Here is a 17,491-nt window from a genome sequence, read left to right on the forward strand (position 1 = left end):
TTGTATTGTTGCGTTGCGGATTAAACAGTGCCGGAAGCTCCCAAACCCTGTTTAACCCGCAACACTTCTCGTTGCTGCGAAACGTTTAATTACTCAGGTGCATGTAATTACCTTGTATTTACTGCGGCACCTCCAGGCGCACATTGTCGAAGGACACATTCATAGCGGCGGTAGGTTCGATAACAAAGATATTGGAAATACTCGCCAGGTTAGCGGCTCCAGGCTGAATGGAGTTGCCGCGTGCAATCAGGTTGGCTACCGAAATCCGGTATTGCCCCCAGGTGCCTGTCGCCGGCAGGGTTGCTTCCACGTCACTCACACTGGGCCAGCCGCTATCCATTTTGATTAACAACTTGGCGCCAGCAGCCAGGGAGTTCACTTTCAGGTCGAACACCAAATCACCCGCCGTCGCCCAACTGCTCAGGTTGGCTGAACCCGCCGGGATGTTGAAATACACATTTCCGGTTGAGCCGGTCTTGATAACGTTGATCACTTTGCCGCGGCCGTCTTCATCAACCTGTGAATAGCTGATTTGGCTTTGCGGATTGTAGGAATCAAATTTCAACCCGGTCGCCAGGGCATCGGTGTACATATTGAACAAAGGTGGCTCGGCAAAATCTCCGGAAACTTGTGGATGACCGGTGAGCGGCACTATCGCCGGGTCGACGTTAGTCGCGCAGCCTTTGCCCGTTGTCGGGTTGCTGGCGCAGCGATATACCTTGACCGACTCAACCTGCATTTCTTGCGGGAAAGTTGTGGCATTGTTAGGGCCGCCCGGCCAGTTGCCACCTACCGCAACGTTCATAATCAAGTGGAAGGCTTCATCAAAGGGAGCCTTGTCATCGGTGGATGCCGAGGTGTACCAGCCAGCCTGATTTTGGGTCGCAAAATGCTTGTCATTCACATACCAGCGAATTTCACCCTCTTCCCATTCAACGGCATAGGTGTGGAACTCTTCCCATACATTCGCGGTAGGGGTAGTGCTGGTGCCGGTGTATTTATTGTTAGGCCAGACATCGCCGTAATGCAGGGTTCCATGCACCGCATTGCCACCATTGGTAGTATTCAGGTTGACCGCTTCCATAATGTCGATCTCACCACTCAGCGGCCAGCCACCGTATTTCCACTCGGTGGGAAGCATCCAGATGGCGGGCCACAAGCCTTGGCCGGTAGGCAATTTGGCACGGATTTCCATACGCCCGTATTTCCAATCGCCTTTATTTTTAGAGCGCAGGCGCGCCGAGGTGTAATCACGGGTTACTGAGGTGTCATTGACGTTGTAGCTCGGGTCATCATCGCCCTTGGCCTGTCCGGAGAAAGTCTCTTTGCGCGCCACTATGTGCAATTTGCCGTCGGCGACAAAGGCGTTCTCACTGCGGTTGGTATAACACTGCAATTCATTATTGCCGCCGCCCATACAGTTGCGCTCGAACGACCACTTGGTGGTATCTATCGCCGTGCCATCAAACTCGTCGCTCCACACCAACTCCCAGCCGTTGGCTGCCACTGAGCTGGCCGTGCTGCTTGAACTTGCGACAACACTGGCTGCACTACTTGACGTTTCAACTGCCTGGCTTGAAGCAGCCTGACTCGATGGGGCCTGACTGGAGGGCGCGCTGGATGAACTGGCAGGCTTACTACCGCCACCCGAACCACCACAGCCGATCAAGGCAGCCAAGGTTAAACTTAGGGACAACTGCGCCAGGGGCTGGCCAAATCCTCGTTGTTGGAATTTCATAATTACCTCGTGCTTTTTATTAAGTTTTATTATTCAACTGCTTGTATGCATCACCCGGCCAATAAAACACCGGAAAACACCTTGCCCAGACAAAAAAGCCCCCGCTTTCTGCAAGACTGGAGAACGCGGGGGCTAAAGCAAGGAGAGCTAACAATAGTAGGAGGACAAGCCTCTCACTTTTGTTAACACCCAAGGGGACCTGACATCACCCCGGGGTTCAACAGCTAATGAAAATCACATCAGCAGAAACACAAACGAGGCTCAACCACGGGCACATCGTTTATGTCGCAGGGTTAGATTGGCAGATAAAAAAACACTGGTCGTCCCACTTTCGCGGTCAGCTCAACATGGGGCGGGTAGCATCTGTGGACGACTAAAAGAGGGAAACTCGTTCGTAAAAAAAGGGGTTTACGTACTAAATCCAGCGCAAAAAACCGTCTCACTTTCTGCAACAAGGTGCAACTTGCACTCCTGCGACACCAACCAAAGCGTGAAGTGACTCGCAAAATATTCCCGGTTCAGATCCCATATTCAGATCGCCGCCAAAGTGGGACAAAGCCCCGCATTTTCTTTTGTTAAAGTCCCGCCGCTTGCCAGCAACCATTTTCGCCAGTGAAGAAGCCAGATTGTTGGTGAACGCATTAGTGGGTAAACGAAATAGTTGATTAACACATCAATAGGGAAACTTTTAAGGAAATCCGTCTGATGGCCCAGTTAAAAAGCCTGCTGCTAACCGCCGTTGTTGCCGCACTTGGCGGCGCTTATGCACAACATTTATTCACGCCCTTAGAGCGCACTGTCGCTACAGACACCAAAGCGGCTGCCCTCGACAATTCCGCAGCCAATTCCGCAGACAATTGCAGCCAAGTGGCTTACGCGGCCGAGCGCATTAATGCCCAACTGCAAAAAGAACTCGCCGACTTACAAGCAAAGCACCAACAACTGCTAACGCAGACATCCACCCAGACCTCAGCAAAACCTCAGGCAATCGCCGCAAACCAGAGCGAGGCACAGCAACAACTCCAACAGCAATTGCGTGAACTGGAAATGGAAAAACAATTGCGCAAAGCCAATGACTTTACGACCTGGCTGCAAAAGTCGCAGGAGGCCGACCCAGAGTTCAACCTCAACGACACTTTGGCCCAGCGTTTTGCCAAGGAACAACGCGACCCGCAGTGGGCCGATGCGCAAGAAAACCAATACCGCAACCTGTTTAGCGACACCCCTGAACTCGCCGGCTTTGCCTTAACCAACAGCCAATGCAAAACCCGCCAATGCGAACTCAGCGTCAGCATCAACAACCTTGAACAATCAGACCAATTAATCGAAAAAATAAATCGGGTAATGGTAAGCAACAACCAAAGCGCAACAATTATGGTCGCTGTAGATCCCCACACCGGCACAACACGACTGTATATCAGCGAAGAACCCAGCGGTTTTGAATTTAATTGACCCTTGCACCTCGCTCAACAAGCAGCAAAGGGGCGATTAAATCAAAAATAAGGCGGGACGCTTTATTCACTGCGGCTAGCAGTAGCGATGTCAACAGCCATCGAGTGAAACCATTACAGGAGTTATGGATTTCACAGGACTATAAATTCGATCAATTAGGAGTTTTTATGAAGTTTTTAAAATTATGCGCGGGCTTGGGCCTTGCAGTATTGGCGAGTGTTTCGGTGAATGTGAGTGCGCAGACGGCGGCGTGTACCTGGACATCTGTATATGGATCCACTGTCAATGGAATTAGCACCGTGTCGTTTGTATGCAAAAATTCCGCTGCCACAGTGATCGCATCGCGTACAGACAGCAAATACACCTGGCAATCAAATTACACCTGTGGCACTCCATCTATAATGTCAGGCTATCAAAAAACCGGCGCTAAAGAAGGATCCTACTACCCGCTTTTTTGTAACGATGTAATAGTTTCAAACCAAACCAGCTCGAGCTCTTCCGCGATACCAGTAAGTTCATCAAGCATTAGCTCCTCCAGTTCGTCTGCAAATGTTTGTAATAGCGGTGCTTCCCAAATTATCTACACAAGCCCAGGCTCAACACCATTCAATCCAAGCTTCTGCGGCCCTCAGCCCCAATGTGGTTACACAGTTACCCCCCTGGATAACTACACATATCCACGTCTGAAATACACCTGTAAATAAAAACCAGTTTTTCACCAATCTCCTCCCCCTTGGATTTGCCTCCGGGGAGGAGATTTTTCTTTGCAAATCGAGGTGTAGATTTACGGAAAGCGTTAATGCAACAATGAGCAATTATTTTTAAATCAGCGTCTGCATTATGACCACAAATAATCCCTATTCAATAAACGAAGAGCTTTCCGTCCATACATCTATTGTCGGGATAGAAGAAGAAAAAGTTTTAATCATTGATAATTTTCTTACAAACCCGGATGCGCTGGTCGATTTGGCAGCGAGTCAAACTTTTACACCCTACAGTACACAATATCCCGGTATAAAATCACCCGCGCCGGCAGAATACACCAAGGCACTTTTACACCGGTTAGTGCCAATAATTGCAAACCACTATGAACTTCCACCCCGCCAACATCTCGAGTGTTCGAATTGTTCCTTTTCGCTGGTCACACTGCCAGAAAATGATTTAAATCTTATTCAGCGCGCGCCCCACAGAGACTCTTCCTACCCCTTTCAATTTGCCGTTTTACTTTACTTATGCGATGCAGAACATGGAGGAACGTCGTTTTATCGGCATAACTTGACGCAGTTTGAAACCATTAGCCCAGCCAAAAGCGCTATATATGACCAGGTATGTGCGGAAGACATAGCCAGTAACGGCGAACCAGAGGCGCGATACCAGCAAGAAAGTGACAGGAGATACGATAAGATTGGCGAAGTAGATATTCGTTTTAATAGATTGGTAGTTTACAGAAGTTGGTTGCTACACTCCGCCAGAATAAACCCCGGCAAAAGTGTAGACGCCAATCCTCGTACAGGCCGTTTAACATTAAATTCGTTTTTGATTTTTTCTTAAACTACTCACCCGATGTTTAACTTTATTTCTGTACAGCTTTGCAATAAAAATTAAGATATTGCTGATGTGATGGCAATTCCTTCACTGTGTTGTGAATAGACTTTTTTATCCCGGTTAAAAAAAGCTCCAATTCATCGCGAGGCATCATGTTTACAATTGGATGATACTGCTGCGGAACCACTCCTTGCCCCATCATCACTTGCACCCATGAATTCTCATGAAATAAATCTACATCCTCGCGGAAAATCCGGCCGCATTGGCGAAACAATTCAATTTTTCGCGCAAGGGATTCAGGCACTTCCATATTTTTACAGTAGCGCCAAAAGGGACTATCGGTGCGCTCTGTGACTTTATAGTGAAGGATAATAAAGTCGCGAATATATTCTATTTCAGAATTCGCCTGACGATTGTATTCAGCTACATCCGGTTCTTTAATACCCCGAAGCGGAAACAACTGTAATAAGCGAATCACCGACCGCTGTATTAAATGAATACTGGTAGATTCCAAAGGCTCCAGAAAACCGCTTGATAAGCCAACAGCCACGCAGTTTTTTAGCCATTGTTTTCTTCTGCGACCAGTTCTGAAGCGAATTACTCTTGCCTCAGTAATAGGTTCACCAGTGACTTTACTGCGCAGAAGCGCTTCTGCATTTTCGTCGGACAAATATTTACTGCAATACACCAAGCCATTGCCAACACGATGCTGCAGCGGGATGCGCCACTGCCAGCCAGCCTCATGCGCGGTTGAACGGGTGTAAGGCGTCACATCAGAAACAGAAGTGGTTTGCAACGGAATTGCTCGATCACAAGGTAACCAGTGCGACCAGTCCTCATAACCTGCGTTGAGTGCTTGCTCGATCAACAGTGCTTGCATACCAGTACAATCGATAAATAAGTCGCCGTTAACATGATTGCCATTTGCAAGCAGAAGTGATTCTATAAAGCCCGTTTCGGAATTGAGACGCACCTGTTGAATTTTTCCTTCAAGGCGAACCACACCATGCTCTTCGGCTATTTTCCGCAAAAAGCCTGCATATAAACCGGCATCAAAATGATAAGCATAATTAGGCTGATGGCCTGGATTATGGGCAAATTTATTTTTGCGTGCCGCTTGGATTTCCAGACAATAGGTTTCAAATTCGTCATTAAAGCCCGCTTCCAGACCTTTCAGCCAAAAGTTATGGAATGTAGCTGCCCAACAATCCTGACCAGTTATACCAAAGGAATGGAAATATTCCATGCCGGGCTGACGCCAGTTTTCGAAACTAATACCCAGTTTAAACGTTGCGTTTGTCGCCTTCATAAATTCCTGCTCATTAATCTTCAGCAGGCGATGAAAATTAATGATAGGAGGAATAGTTGCTTCACCCACGCCAACCGTAGGTATCTCATCTGATTCAATTAGTATTATTTCAAGGTTTTTACCAATCAGACGAGATAGCGCTGCAGCAGTCATCCACCCTGCTGTACCACCACCAGCAATCACTACTTTTTTTACGGAATCAGAAATCATCTGGCTACAACCACTCTAAACTTGGGAAATTAACGATTGAAACGCGCCAAAACCTTGGCTTTTATTTTTCGTGCAAGGGTTTCATTCAGTTCACCGACACTACCACGAACATGCTCCGGAATATGCTCCACCTTATCGGGGCTATTATTAAATACATAATAATCAAGCAGCCCTTTCCAGGCGTGTTTTTGCGATTCCGGCAGATCCCTCATCGAAAGCAATGCCATCTCTAAAACATCGGCAGGGCTGCCCATAAAAGCTGGCGACTGACGCCACCAGTAATTCACCAGAATGTTTAAATCCTCCAGCCCCTCAACGTTATGCCACCACATACTCGGCAGAAAGAGCGCATCACCAGGCTCCAACTCCACCACCTTCGCCGCTTGTAGTGCCAAGCTATACTTAGGAAATTTTTCCAAATCGGGACAGCGTACATCAACCAAACTAATTGCTTGTCCGGCTGGAGTAAAATCAAGTGGCCCTATGTATAAGTTGGGCAACTGATCCGGTGGAAACAAGGTAAAACGGCGACGACCAACAATATTGCAGGCGATATTATCCGGGAGGTCGAAATGTGCTGGCACACAACTGCGATTGCCAATCCACATAAATGCAGAGGCATTTCTTGAATCAAGATTCAACTTATTAGTATCAGAGAAACCTGGCAACAACGTATTTATCGCGGTGGTTCCCATATAGCAAAGGGGCGGTTCAATTTGTTGCGCCGCGGTATCGATATCCGCAAAAACCTCATGCAGAGCTTTTTTGCTGGCCACACAATTTAATTGTTTAAAATCTTCGGTGTATGCAATACGGCCTTTTATCGATGCGTCACCCTGCACCTCAACGACATCAATACCTGAATAAAATTGTAATAAATATGCTACTGCCGCAGCGCTAGAAATTCGCGCTTTCTCAACAACCGGCCAGGTAGAAACCAAATTGCGTAATAAAATTGGTTCATTGGATAACAATACCTTTTCATCTAATACAAATCGACTACCGCAATCAATTACTTGAATGCTGGCGCAGGTTTGGCGAGGCACTGTTTCACTATTCATTTAATAATTCTAAATAAGGTTATTTTTTCGCTCGATAAGCGCAGCAATTTGTGAGAGGGATGCAAGCTGCATATAAATATCAAATAAAAAACCACTGTCATGCAGCTTCTTCAGTGCATTAACCGATAGCGACGCAAGCTTTTCCTCATTGATGGTGTAAAAGCCAACTAGCGAGTGTTGCTGGTTATTTTTTAATGTCATTTCAGCGGAAAAAGGTTCAAGCAGGTCAAATTCAACTAGCAAATCAATAAAGGGTTTTACTTCAGCAACTCCCTCTTGAACCAAACCTAATACTTTACTGATGCGCATTAAAAATTCGCTATTACCGCCGTGTTCTTTAAAGAGGCTTATACCTTCGCTGGTACTTACTTTTGGGCTATCAAGGTCCACATGTATCACCCAGTTTTGCGAAGCCGTCAAATCACGTTGACTTTGTTTGCCTATGTAGAAAGGCTTACATTCAGCACACAAAGGAATATAACGCGCTTTCCACTCACCATTTTCGATGAATAGATTTTCCCCCTCTTGTAAACCAAGCAACGCAAGAGGCGTGTAGTCTCCCGTTTTTTCATTTTTACCGAATACTATCGGGTACTGCGCTTGCAGAGAACGAAACTCTTTAGGGCAGGTTGGAACGCACATATCATCATCGCCGTATTCCTTACCACGCACAGGAACAACTTTTAGATTTTTATGCTCAATGTTGTTAAGCAGCACTATATTGCTCATAAATCCTCGTCATTTTTATAGCTTGGCTTAATCCCCAAGCAGTAGAGTTAGTGTGTATTTAGGAGTGCCTAAGAGCTGACGCCCTGATAGCGTTTTTGCATCTCATTTATCAGCGAACGATTCGCTGTTAACCCACGCAAGCCATTTCGATAAACCTCGTTGACACGCTGAAATATTTTTAGCGATGTAGCTTCATTGTCCCAGCGGCATACAGTCGCACGCTGTTCAGGCAAAAAACCCATGCCATACAATATGTATTGATAACTAGGCGGCCCAAACAACTCCAGGACCTGATGAAAATCAGCGGTACTGGGAACTTTTTGCTTCCACAAAATCATAAGCTCTTTGAGTTGTACCGGTATGGTTTCGTTATTTTTATGATCAGTCCAATAATTGGAGTCTGTACGTTTGCTGAGTATGTAATGCAGTTTTAAAAAGTTAATTACACTATCCCACCGCTCAACAAACCGCTTATTAAAACGCTGGGATACTATTTGCATCGCAGCTCTATCTACCGGCAACTCATTACTAATAACCTTAGAGCATATCTCAATCATTACAATCGCAGAGGCCTCAAGCGGTTCAACAAAACCCGCCGACATACCAACAGCGACACAATTCTTAACCCAAGGGGTACTGCGATAGCCTGGTGTAAACTTTATTTTTCTGGGTGACAACTGGCTCAATGTTTTTTCAGAACAAGTTTTTCCGGCATATTGTTTTAGTGTCGCCCATATTTCATCATCGTTCGTATATCCACTTGCATATACATGCCCAACCCCGCGCCGTGTGGGCAAGCCTATATCCCAAATCCAGCCATAACGCTGGGCAGTACTGAGCGTAACTGATGCTATATTTTGTTGTGGATCTTCATAAGGCAACTGTACCGCAAGCGCAGTATCATTAAATAAAATAGACGACTTATCGACAAAAGGCGCTTTAAAATGTTTATTTATTAATACACCTGTAGCGCCACTGCAGTCGACAAATAAATCACCTTTTATGATCCCACTATTTTTACAAACAATTGATTCAATATATTCATCTTCATCGGCGTTTACATGTTCAACGTGATCTTGAATAAACTTCACACCCAGTGTTTGCGTGCAGTATTTCTGTAGGAATAACGCAAATTTATCTGCATTGAGATGGTAGCCATAATTCGCAAAGGCGGCAAAATCCGGAGTTTGTATTTGTTTGGGAGCCAGCCCCTGTTCACAAAAATCGGGTTGGGCGCTGACTGCAAAAGCAAAAGGCTTATCGCCCGCATAATTAAGCCATGCCCGCGCTATATCTATTTCATCATTTGCAAAACCATGGCTTAGTGATTCCGGTGGCGTAAAAGGATGGTAGTAAAAATCATCTTCCTCGCCGTTACACCAACCAACAAACTTTGACCCTTGTTTAAATGACACATCGCATTGGTTTATGAATTCAGTTTCAGATATACCCAACTCACGCAGCGTAATGCGCAACGTAGGCCAGCTGCCCTCGCCCACGCCAATTGTTTTAACCTCCGGGGATTCAATAAGAATCACCTCTAATCCACCGGCTTGGTTTGCACAATGATCATAGGCCAAACGCGCGGCGGTTAGCCAACCAGCAGTACCGCCACCGAGAATAATGACTTTTTTTATCAAAGCCGATTCATTATTTTCCTGGTGTTGTCCAGATACCGTTATTGTAGGTTGCACATAAACCTCACTAGTAAAGAATCTTATCTTCTATATCTGCTTGCGTTGGTCACATCCTGTAGATCTGACTTGAAATCCTTAGAATAAGAAAAGCCGCTGATATCAGCGGCTTTTCCTTAAACAACATATTGAGATTCACTAAATCCATCAAGCCAAAGCAAGAGTGGCGAGGCCACTCTTGTTGTGCAGGGATTCCACGTACTTTTATTAGAAAGTGTAACGTGCACCAATGTTGTAACGCGCTCCCAATTCGGTTGCACTTTGCAGTGCACCTTTGTAACGGGAATAAGTGCGTTGGGTTTCATCGGTGATGTTAAGACCTTCAGCAAAAATAGAGAATTGCTCATTAATGTTATAGCTGATGTTCAGATCAACCTGACTGTATTCTTCATTGAACTCTGGGTTCAAGTGTTGACGGTTAGTGTTGATCAGGAACGAATCACGCCAGTTGTATGCCAAACGAATCTGGAACGAGTCTGTTTCATAAAAAGCAACTACGTTCATAGTATCGCTAAGGCCAGTTAAGGCGAATTGTGAGTCAAATTCAGTTACGTCGTATTCAGCATCGCTGTCTACGATGGTGTAGTTGAACTGACCACCGAAACCACTTTCAAGCGTGTGTTGAACAGCGAATTCCAAACCTTTGATTTCAGCACTTCTCTCGTTAACAGGCTTGGTAACGTTGAACTGGATCAATGGATCAGCAGACACTGAGTTAATACGGCTCACGCCATCGGTTGTCTCTGGATAGTTAGCCAAAATGTACTGACGAATTTGCTCGTTGTCAGTAATGCCTGCATCTCTTGCTGCCTGAGCACGAGGACCTGCGGATGGATTACGCAGATCAAACAATGTCTCAGTGGTAGTGGTTATACCAACAAAATTATCAACATCTTTCTGGAAAGCACTCAATGAAACATAACTTGCGTCACCGTAGTACCACTCAACCGAAAGGTCGTAGTTTGTTGATTCATGAGGCAACAAAGTTGGATCACCACGGCTCGCATCACCTTCAGTGTTACGAATAGTGCCCAAAGCTACGCCGCCAGAAATATCATTGTAGTTGGCACGTGCGATTGTCTCACTGATCGAACCTCTAACAATCACATCATTTTCAAACTTCAAACTGATATCAAAGTTTGGCAATACATGATCGTAGCTAGCTTCGTAGTTTGTGAACTCAAATACACCGGGAGTTGATACTGTCGCAAATTCGTTAGCACCGGTCCAAGCAATGCCAGTGTAGGCAGGCACTTTTGCACTGGAGACAACATCGGTCTCTTCGTAACGAACGCCCACGCTACCGTCAGCAACAGCAAAGCCTAAATCGTACTCATAATTAACTTGTGCAAAAACACTGGTATAAGTTTCTTCTGTAGCCTGATCGGTAGTCCAGTTATTGGTTACACAGAAACGATCTTCACAAGGCCAAACGGCAGGATTCACCGGGTTGTTTGAATTGATTGGTGCTTGTACTGCTACAACATCGTCAGCTGCATCTTGGAAAGAGAAGATGAAACCGCGATCAAATTGGGCAAAGGTATTTCCAAACGCATCAACACCTGAGCCGGGGGCAGCATCAAAATCACCGGTGATGCTACGAGCGGTAAAAATCTCATCGCGATGATCAGCGGGATTACCATTCGCCTGAGCCCAGTTGTCGCGCTGAGCAACCATCAAACCACGGTGAATATTGTTGTCGGTTTTACCAACACCAAAGTCGATGCTCTTGATCAAGCCATCATCAAATTTGTAGTTACCAGACAACTGTGTTTGCTGAATATCGTTCTCGAAAATACTGTTGCGCAGAGAACTACCGGTAGGCTGCAGACTAGCAGCAGTGAAGCTGGAGCCATCCAGATAGGTGCCTGGGTTTGCACGTGAAAGCACACCTAATGCTGCGAAATCCTGACTGAAGTCAACGGTTGCACCCATACGCTGGGTGTAATCTGCAGCTTGGATTACGTTGTTGTTACCGTAGGGGCTATCCGCTTTCGATTCTGCATCAGAATCATGGAAGTCCAGGGTCAGGGTCAGGTTGTCAGTTGCTTCCCACTCAACATTCAAACCAACCGAATTATTTTCATTAATTTGTGCGAAGTTACCTACACCAAATACGGTGTCATCGCCGCCCGCATGGGTAAACACAATTGGGTAGTAAACGTTTTTGCCAGTTGCATTATTTTTGCCACCCAACGCCCATTTTGACGTAGTGCCATTCACTCTTTCGCCTTCCCAGAACCAAACGTTAGTGGTGTTTGTTTGAGAGGCAATATCCATATCAGAGTAGGTGTAATCCAATGTCGCCTTGAGTGTATCGATTGGCTGATATTGGAAAACTACCTGAGCGTTGTTGCGCTCACGACGGAATTCGGTGAAGTTGTATTCGATATTTTGTGGGCGCAGGAATTGGTCGCCATCTTGAACAGTGGTAGAGCCTGCGGTGTCAAAGCCACCGAACCAACCGTCACGTTGCGCTGTGCCTTGGGTGTGCCAACCGTCTGGAACAGAAACCTGACGATATCCACCTTCACGCACTTGGTTACTTACAGAGACAGCTACACCAATGGTGTCATCTGCAAATGTTTGGCTGTAAAGACCTGAAATTTCAGGTGTCAGATCTGAGTCTGTGCTGGACTGGTCATAAACGCCTTTAACACCCGCAGTGAATTTCAAACCTGGTGCATCGAGTGGGCGAGTAGTTTTTACATTGACAGTTGCACCCATACCGCCAGTTGCGATGGTAGCGCGCGAGGTTTTGTATACGTCAACACCCGCAATTCCTTCAGAGGCTATGTTGGCAAAATCAAAGGAGCGCGATGCGTTAACCGCTGTACCTTGAAGGCCTGATGTAGGCATCTGGCGACCATTCAAAGTAACCAGGTTGAAATCCGGACCAAGACCACGCACAGTAATCTTTGAACCTTCACCGTTACTACGGTCAATGGATACGCCAGTTACACGCTGCAATGACTCGGCAAGGTTGGTATCAGGGAACTTACCGATGTCTTCGGCATTGATCGAATCTACAACACCCTGTGACTCGCGCTTGATATCCATTGCACGTTGCAAACTAGCCTTAATGCCAGTTACGACAACTTCTTCTACAACACCTTCTTGTGCAAAGGCGATTCCTGAAACACCCATCATCGCCGAAGCAACCGCAGTAGCCACTAACTTTTTCTTGAAGCTGGCCGATTGGTTTATTGTTTGTGTTTTGCTCATGGAGGACTCCATCTATTTTATTGGTATCGATTGGTTGTGCTATCAGCAGCGCCTCTCAACGCTCTTTTGTGCTGTCACAACTCGTTTTCTAGCGAATTCATAATCAGGCTTGCAGATATAGGTGTCGTCCCACCTTGGCAAAATATGAAACCTGACTCATTTCACTTTCAGCTGCACCCAGTGAGACTATTAAAAAATCATTAATTTCAATAAGTTAACTATAAAAAACGAGGCAAAAATGGGTGTGTATTTTCTTCCCAAAAGGAAAAGTGGAACCCAAAAATCAGGAAGTGAGATGTGTTGAAAATAAAGGTGAGATGGGTAGTAAATAAAAGCGGGACACTTTTTTCATTGATTTTGATGCCATCCATAAGTCAGCCCGTAATTACTTAGGCGACAAGACAAGTTCAAGGCAAAAGAATCCGATTGCCTAAAAAAGCAGCACAAATAAACCGGGGCAGAAAAGTGGGGTAAGTTAACGAAGCAGTAAGGGCGTGTCTTTACATTGCCCTGCAGCAGAGAGATAAGGACTTATCAGGCAAAACAGGCGGCGCTGGCGCAATGCCAATAACTCCAGATCTTGCGCGTGATAATGATCGAACAGCGCATCAAAACGGCCATTTTGCATGAGTTTTGCCAAACCCAGCTCCAGACGCTGTGCCAACTCCGGCGTTTTTTTACTGATCTGTAAGTAGATTGGATAGTCGTAATAAATCAGAAGCTTCTGCTCCATTTCCAAAAAGGGGTAGCTGGCCTTTTTCTCTCGCCAGGTGAATGCCACCTCATCGGCACCCAGCGGCAAACATTGGTAGCGCTTAACCGCGAGCATGTCGAAAAGTGCTTCAAAACTGGGACCTTGGCGAACCTCTACCGCATTTGCGCGGTAGATATCCACATCAGACCAATTCAGCCCCTGGCCAATGACCAGCTCTTCCAAGCGCTTGACCTCGGTGGGAAAGTTGTCGGGATTGATCAGGCAGATACGGTAGCCGAGCAGGCCTTTGAGTATGTCGACCGGGATGGAGATAACGTCGGCGCTGGCAATAACGGTTCCGGGAGAGGCCCAGGTTAAATTGAGTACGGTTCCCTCGGAAATTAATAAGGCTTGGCGTTTGGCGCTGGGTTCAGCATCAAAGGGAATAATCCGGTAGTCGCCATATTCGGCGCGGGTGATCTCCAGCAGTTCATGGATCAACTGGAACTTGTAGGCGTGGCGGGCATCTTTTATGCCCCGGTCGTAATAGCGCACCTCCATCACCGGGCTGCTACCAAATGGCTGTTGCTGAGCGCCGGATTGCGCCAACAAAGGGCCAGCAAACCCTAGCAAAAGGCCACAAACCAACCGCAAGATGCTTACCAGCCGTGAAGGATACATACCAACCTCGTGTTTACTACCTTAAGTCTAGTGTACCTGTTGCACTCCAGCGGACCTATTAGCCAACAGCGTAAACCCGGCTGATGAACCTCAGGTTAATCATTTTCAGGATAAAAAAAGGGGGCCGAAGCCCCCGCAAATGAGGAGTCAAACTCCTCCGCAGCACGAGAGTTATAGGGATTTCAAAAAGGCCTGTACGGCGGCTTTTTGGGTAGCTGAAAGCGCGTTGTAACTGGCACGTGAGTTGGCACCTTCACCACCGTGCCATTGAATGGCCTCTTCAATAGTGCGGGCGCGGCCATCGTGCAGGTAGCTTTCTTTGGGTACACAGACTTCCTGACCATCCAAACCAAAGGCGGGTGCATTGCCGCGCAAGCCGGTTACACCGCCGGTCACACAGGCCGATACACCCAAGCCCCAGAGCGGTGCAGTGCGCCATTCAGCGCCGGTCGCTTCGCCTTCACCCAGGCTATCTGCCATTTCTGGCCCCAAATCGTGCAGCAACAAGTCGGTGTAAGGCTGGATCACCTGATTGCGTAACTCGGCAAACGGCGCGTAAGGGCTGGTGGTAAAGCTGGGGGTATGGCAACCCTGACAGCCGATTGATGCAAACAGCGCCTTGCCTTGGATCACTTCAGGCTTGTTGTAGTCGCGCTGGCCGCGCACCCCCAACAGGGCGACATATTTCACCAGGTTGTCCAGGTGTTGGTTGGCGAGTTCAGAACCGCTTGGGCCACAGTTAGTCTGGCTGGAACCACAATCGGGGTTAGGCATAACACTGGTCATCACCCCCATATCGGTATTAAACGCGGCAGCGATTTGATGTTTGAGGCTGCCAGTCGCGGCTTTATAACCAAAGCGGCCCAAGCGGGTTTCGTTGGTCACAGGGTCAATCACTCGCTGGGCTTTGCCGGAGATACCATCGTTATTGCTGTCGTTAGGATCTTCATTGGCGAGAATGGCAGACTCGGGAATCGCCTCCAGCAAACCCATGCCCACTAGCTGCGGCGCTAAACGGGCAGAGAAGGTTTCCGGTTGCACACCGCTGAACTGATAGTTGGGCTTGCGCAGGCCGTTAGTTTCTGTCCAAGACGAGATCACCGCAGCACCTTCGCTGGTGGCACCGCTATTGGCCTCAGGCTGCAACACGCTACCCATCAAGGGGTGCGGATTACCCTGTGCATCACCTACTTTGAACACCCACAAATCCAGTGACTGACCGATGGCTGCTACTTCAGCGCGACCATTGCGCTCATGGCAATCGGCGCAGCGGTCGTTGATGTAGCGGGTGCCTGCTTTGCCAACCATTTCGGTAAATACACCGTTTTCGAAGTTTTCGTCATGTGTACCATCAACAAACGAGGTGTGATGCACGCGGCGCCCCAGCACAAAGGGCTGGCCATTTTCATAACCCAGGTTAGTGGCCATTTGTTGGAAGTGACCATCGGGCTCTGCCGTCATCTGCACGTGCAGGGTGGTATCGCCGCCCAAACGGGCACTCACTGGCAGCGGGATAGAATCGCGCTGCTTGAACAGACCACCGACAAAGGCATTGCGGTCGGTAACATCCCAAGGCACCAAGCCCTGGCCGACGATATAGAGGTAAGTAGTGCCATAGTAGTTGTCGCGGCCGCGCAATACTCCGCCTTTATCAAGGAATTGGCTGATCTCGAACTCCATTTGGTCGCCAATCTGGATGGCACGACCTTCACGGCAGTTCCAGCTGTCCTCTTTGTAATAGTGGAAGCGGCTGTCACCGGGCACGTTGACCCTGTCCATCACCCCGTTGCCACAATATTCGGCGAGGGTATTACGGCCAACGTACCACCAGCGGTTTTCTGCCTGGGCATTGTCCAACAGGCCCTCAGCGCGCACCTTCATCACGATTTTGGTGCCGCCTTTAGCAACATAATCGATGATTTCAACAGCCGCTGTACGCTGTTCCCAGTAGAAGGTCAGGTAGTGATCGTAGGCTTGGAAATGATTTTCCTTGGCGTGACGGTCGCGACCGCGGTCACTAAAGCGGGTCACAAGGGCATCGCCACGGTCATACTGAATAACCGGTTCAAGCGCCGTATTTTGATCAAATAAAGGCGTGATATTACCCAGCGCAACACTACTGGTCACACTGCTGGAGCTGCTGGCTACCGGGCTGGAACTGGGCGTGCTGCTGGAACTTGGAGCAACACTTGAACTGGGTACACTGCTTGAGCTGGGCGCTATGCTGCTGGAGCTGGGAGGCGTGCTACTGGGCTGGGAAGATGAACTGGGCGCAGCAAAGGTGTAGCTGGCCAGCGCCGTTTCACGCGCAAAACCTGCTGCTGTATCCCAGTAGGTGCAGCGATAACTAATCTGGTTGCCTGCACTCAGGCCATTGATCACGTAGCTGTTGTTGCCGCCAGATTGATTCATGCTCACATTGAGCTGACCACCACCGTTTACTGAGTAGTGCAGTGTCGCCCAGCTGCTGCTGGTGAGGTTAACGGTTGCGCTACCGGGGCCAGTTTGTTGGATCTGGCACAGGCTGTTGGCGATGGAACTGCTGGAAGCCACACTGGCACTGGATGGCGCCACTGAGCTAGAGGGAGCCACCGAACTTGAAGGCGCTACCGAGCTGGACGGCGCCACAGAACTGGGGGCCGATGAACTGGCCACTGAAGGCACAGAACTGGAAGACAAACTGCCCAGAGTATAAGTAGCCCAGGGCGATTCCACGGCAAAACTGCCATTGAAATAGGTAAACCGGTATTGGATGGTCGCACCCGCCGGCAAGTTGGACAGGTTGACGACTTTCCGGCCATCCTGCGCGCTCATGGCCACATTCAGCTGACCACCGCCGTTAATAATGTAATGGGCATCGGCCCAGTGAGTGGTATTGACGTAAAGCTGGGCCGAGGTGGCTCCTGTCTGGTTTATACCGGTCACACTCGCAACCGATGCAGTACTACTGGAAGACATTGTCTGTGCCAATACCGAAGGTGCAAAACCGGTAGCACAGGTCACTGTTGCCACCAGCGCCAACCCACCTAGCGACAAGCGGCTGCGATTCAATAATGCATTGTTCATAAATTACCCCAGTGCCTTATTAGTTATTTACAGGGAGTGTTGTTAACAGCAACAGCGGCACTGCGATCAAACCACCACTGAGACTGT

General features: G+C 47.9%; 10 protein-coding genes. 2 read left to right on the top strand and 8 right to left on the bottom strand.

Annotated elements, in window-relative coordinates; translation table 11 throughout:
* Nucleotides 1-118 precede the first annotated feature (118 nt).
* Nucleotides 119-1,738 carry a family 16 glycosylhydrolase gene (locus ACFODX_RS02860; RefSeq protein ID WP_378115859.1) on the bottom strand — a complete coding sequence of 540 codons (1,620 nt, stop codon included), beginning with the start codon at nt 1,736-1,738 and terminating at the stop codon, nt 119-121.
* 705 nt (nt 1,739-2,443) lie between these two features.
* Here ACFODX_RS02860 and ACFODX_RS02865 point away from each other — a divergent pair.
* Nucleotides 2,444-3,190: a hypothetical protein gene (locus ACFODX_RS02865; RefSeq protein ID WP_378115861.1), complete on the top strand. Its 747-nt coding sequence runs from the start codon at nt 2,444-2,446 to the stop codon at nt 3,188-3,190.
* 840 nt (nt 3,191-4,030) lie between these two features.
* The gene (locus ACFODX_RS02870; RefSeq protein ID WP_378115863.1) at nt 4,031-4,741 is read left to right on the top strand and encodes a DUF6445 family protein; all 711 of its coding nucleotides are present in this window, start codon (nt 4,031-4,033) and stop codon (nt 4,739-4,741) included.
* A 22-nt stretch (nt 4,742-4,763) separates the two neighbouring features.
* On the opposite strand, the gene ACFODX_RS02875 is transcribed toward ACFODX_RS02870, so the two are convergent.
* From ACFODX_RS02875 to ACFODX_RS02905, 7 genes are all read right to left on the bottom strand, one after another.
* Nucleotides 4,764-6,254: a tryptophan halogenase family protein gene (locus ACFODX_RS02875; RefSeq protein ID WP_378115865.1), complete on the bottom strand. Its 1,491-nt coding sequence runs from the start codon at nt 6,252-6,254 to the stop codon at nt 4,764-4,766.
* A gap of 29 nt (nt 6,255-6,283) precedes the next feature.
* On the bottom strand, nt 6,284-7,315 hold the full coding sequence (locus ACFODX_RS02880; RefSeq protein WP_378115867.1) for a cupin-like domain-containing protein: 1,032 nt from the start codon (nt 7,313-7,315) through the stop codon (nt 6,284-6,286).
* A 9-nt stretch (nt 7,316-7,324) separates the two neighbouring features.
* Nucleotides 7,325-8,044, bottom strand: coding sequence for a SapC family protein (locus tag ACFODX_RS02885; protein WP_378115869.1), 720 nt, complete (start codon nt 8,042-8,044; stop codon nt 7,325-7,327).
* Between the two features lie 68 nt (nt 8,045-8,112).
* On the bottom strand, nt 8,113-9,738 hold the full coding sequence (locus ACFODX_RS02890; RefSeq protein WP_378115871.1) for a tryptophan halogenase family protein: 1,626 nt from the start codon (nt 9,736-9,738) through the stop codon (nt 8,113-8,115).
* A 207-nt stretch (nt 9,739-9,945) separates the two neighbouring features.
* Entirely contained in the window at nt 9,946-12,963 is a 3,018-nt protein-coding gene (locus ACFODX_RS02895) for a TonB-dependent receptor (protein ID WP_378115873.1), read from the bottom strand.
* A 475-nt stretch (nt 12,964-13,438) separates the two neighbouring features.
* On the bottom strand, nt 13,439-14,338 hold the full coding sequence (locus tag ACFODX_RS02900; RefSeq protein ID WP_378115875.1) for a hypothetical protein: 900 nt from the start codon (nt 14,336-14,338) through the stop codon (nt 13,439-13,441).
* 171 nt (nt 14,339-14,509) lie between these two features.
* Nucleotides 14,510-17,404, bottom strand: coding sequence for a di-heme oxidoredictase family protein (locus ACFODX_RS02905; RefSeq protein ID WP_378115877.1), 2,895 nt, complete (start codon nt 17,402-17,404; stop codon nt 14,510-14,512).
* Nucleotides 17,405-17,491: the final 87 nt, after the last annotated feature.

Source organism: Cellvibrio fontiphilus (assembly GCF_042646205.1).
In the GTDB taxonomy this organism is placed as follows: Bacteria; Pseudomonadota; Gammaproteobacteria; order Pseudomonadales; family Cellvibrionaceae; genus Cellvibrio; species Cellvibrio fontiphilus_A.

Coding starts and splice junctions, on each gene's coding strand:
- ACFODX_RS02860 (WP_378115859.1), bottom strand. CDS start 1,738: ATGAAATTCCAACAACGAGGATTTGGCCAGCCCCTGGCGCAGTTGTCC.
- ACFODX_RS02865 (WP_378115861.1), top strand. CDS start 2,444: ATGGCCCAGTTAAAAAGCCTGCTGCTAACCGCCGTTGTTGCCGCACTT.
- ACFODX_RS02870 (WP_378115863.1), top strand. CDS start 4,031: ATGACCACAAATAATCCCTATTCAATAAACGAAGAGCTTTCCGTCCAT.
- ACFODX_RS02875 (WP_378115865.1), bottom strand. CDS start 6,254: ATGATTTCTGATTCCGTAAAAAAAGTAGTGATTGCTGGTGGTGGTACA.
- ACFODX_RS02880 (WP_378115867.1), bottom strand. CDS start 7,315: ATGAATAGTGAAACAGTGCCTCGCCAAACCTGCGCCAGCATTCAAGTA.
- ACFODX_RS02885 (WP_378115869.1), bottom strand. CDS start 8,044: ATGAGCAATATAGTGCTGCTTAACAACATTGAGCATAAAAATCTAAAA.
- ACFODX_RS02895 (WP_378115873.1), bottom strand. CDS start 12,963: ATGAGCAAAACACAAACAATAAACCAATCGGCCAGCTTCAAGAAAAAG.
- ACFODX_RS02900 (WP_378115875.1), bottom strand. CDS start 14,338: ATGTATCCTTCACGGCTGGTAAGCATCTTGCGGTTGGTTTGTGGCCTT.
- ACFODX_RS02905 (WP_378115877.1), bottom strand. CDS start 17,404: ATGAACAATGCATTATTGAATCGCAGCCGCTTGTCGCTAGGTGGGTTG.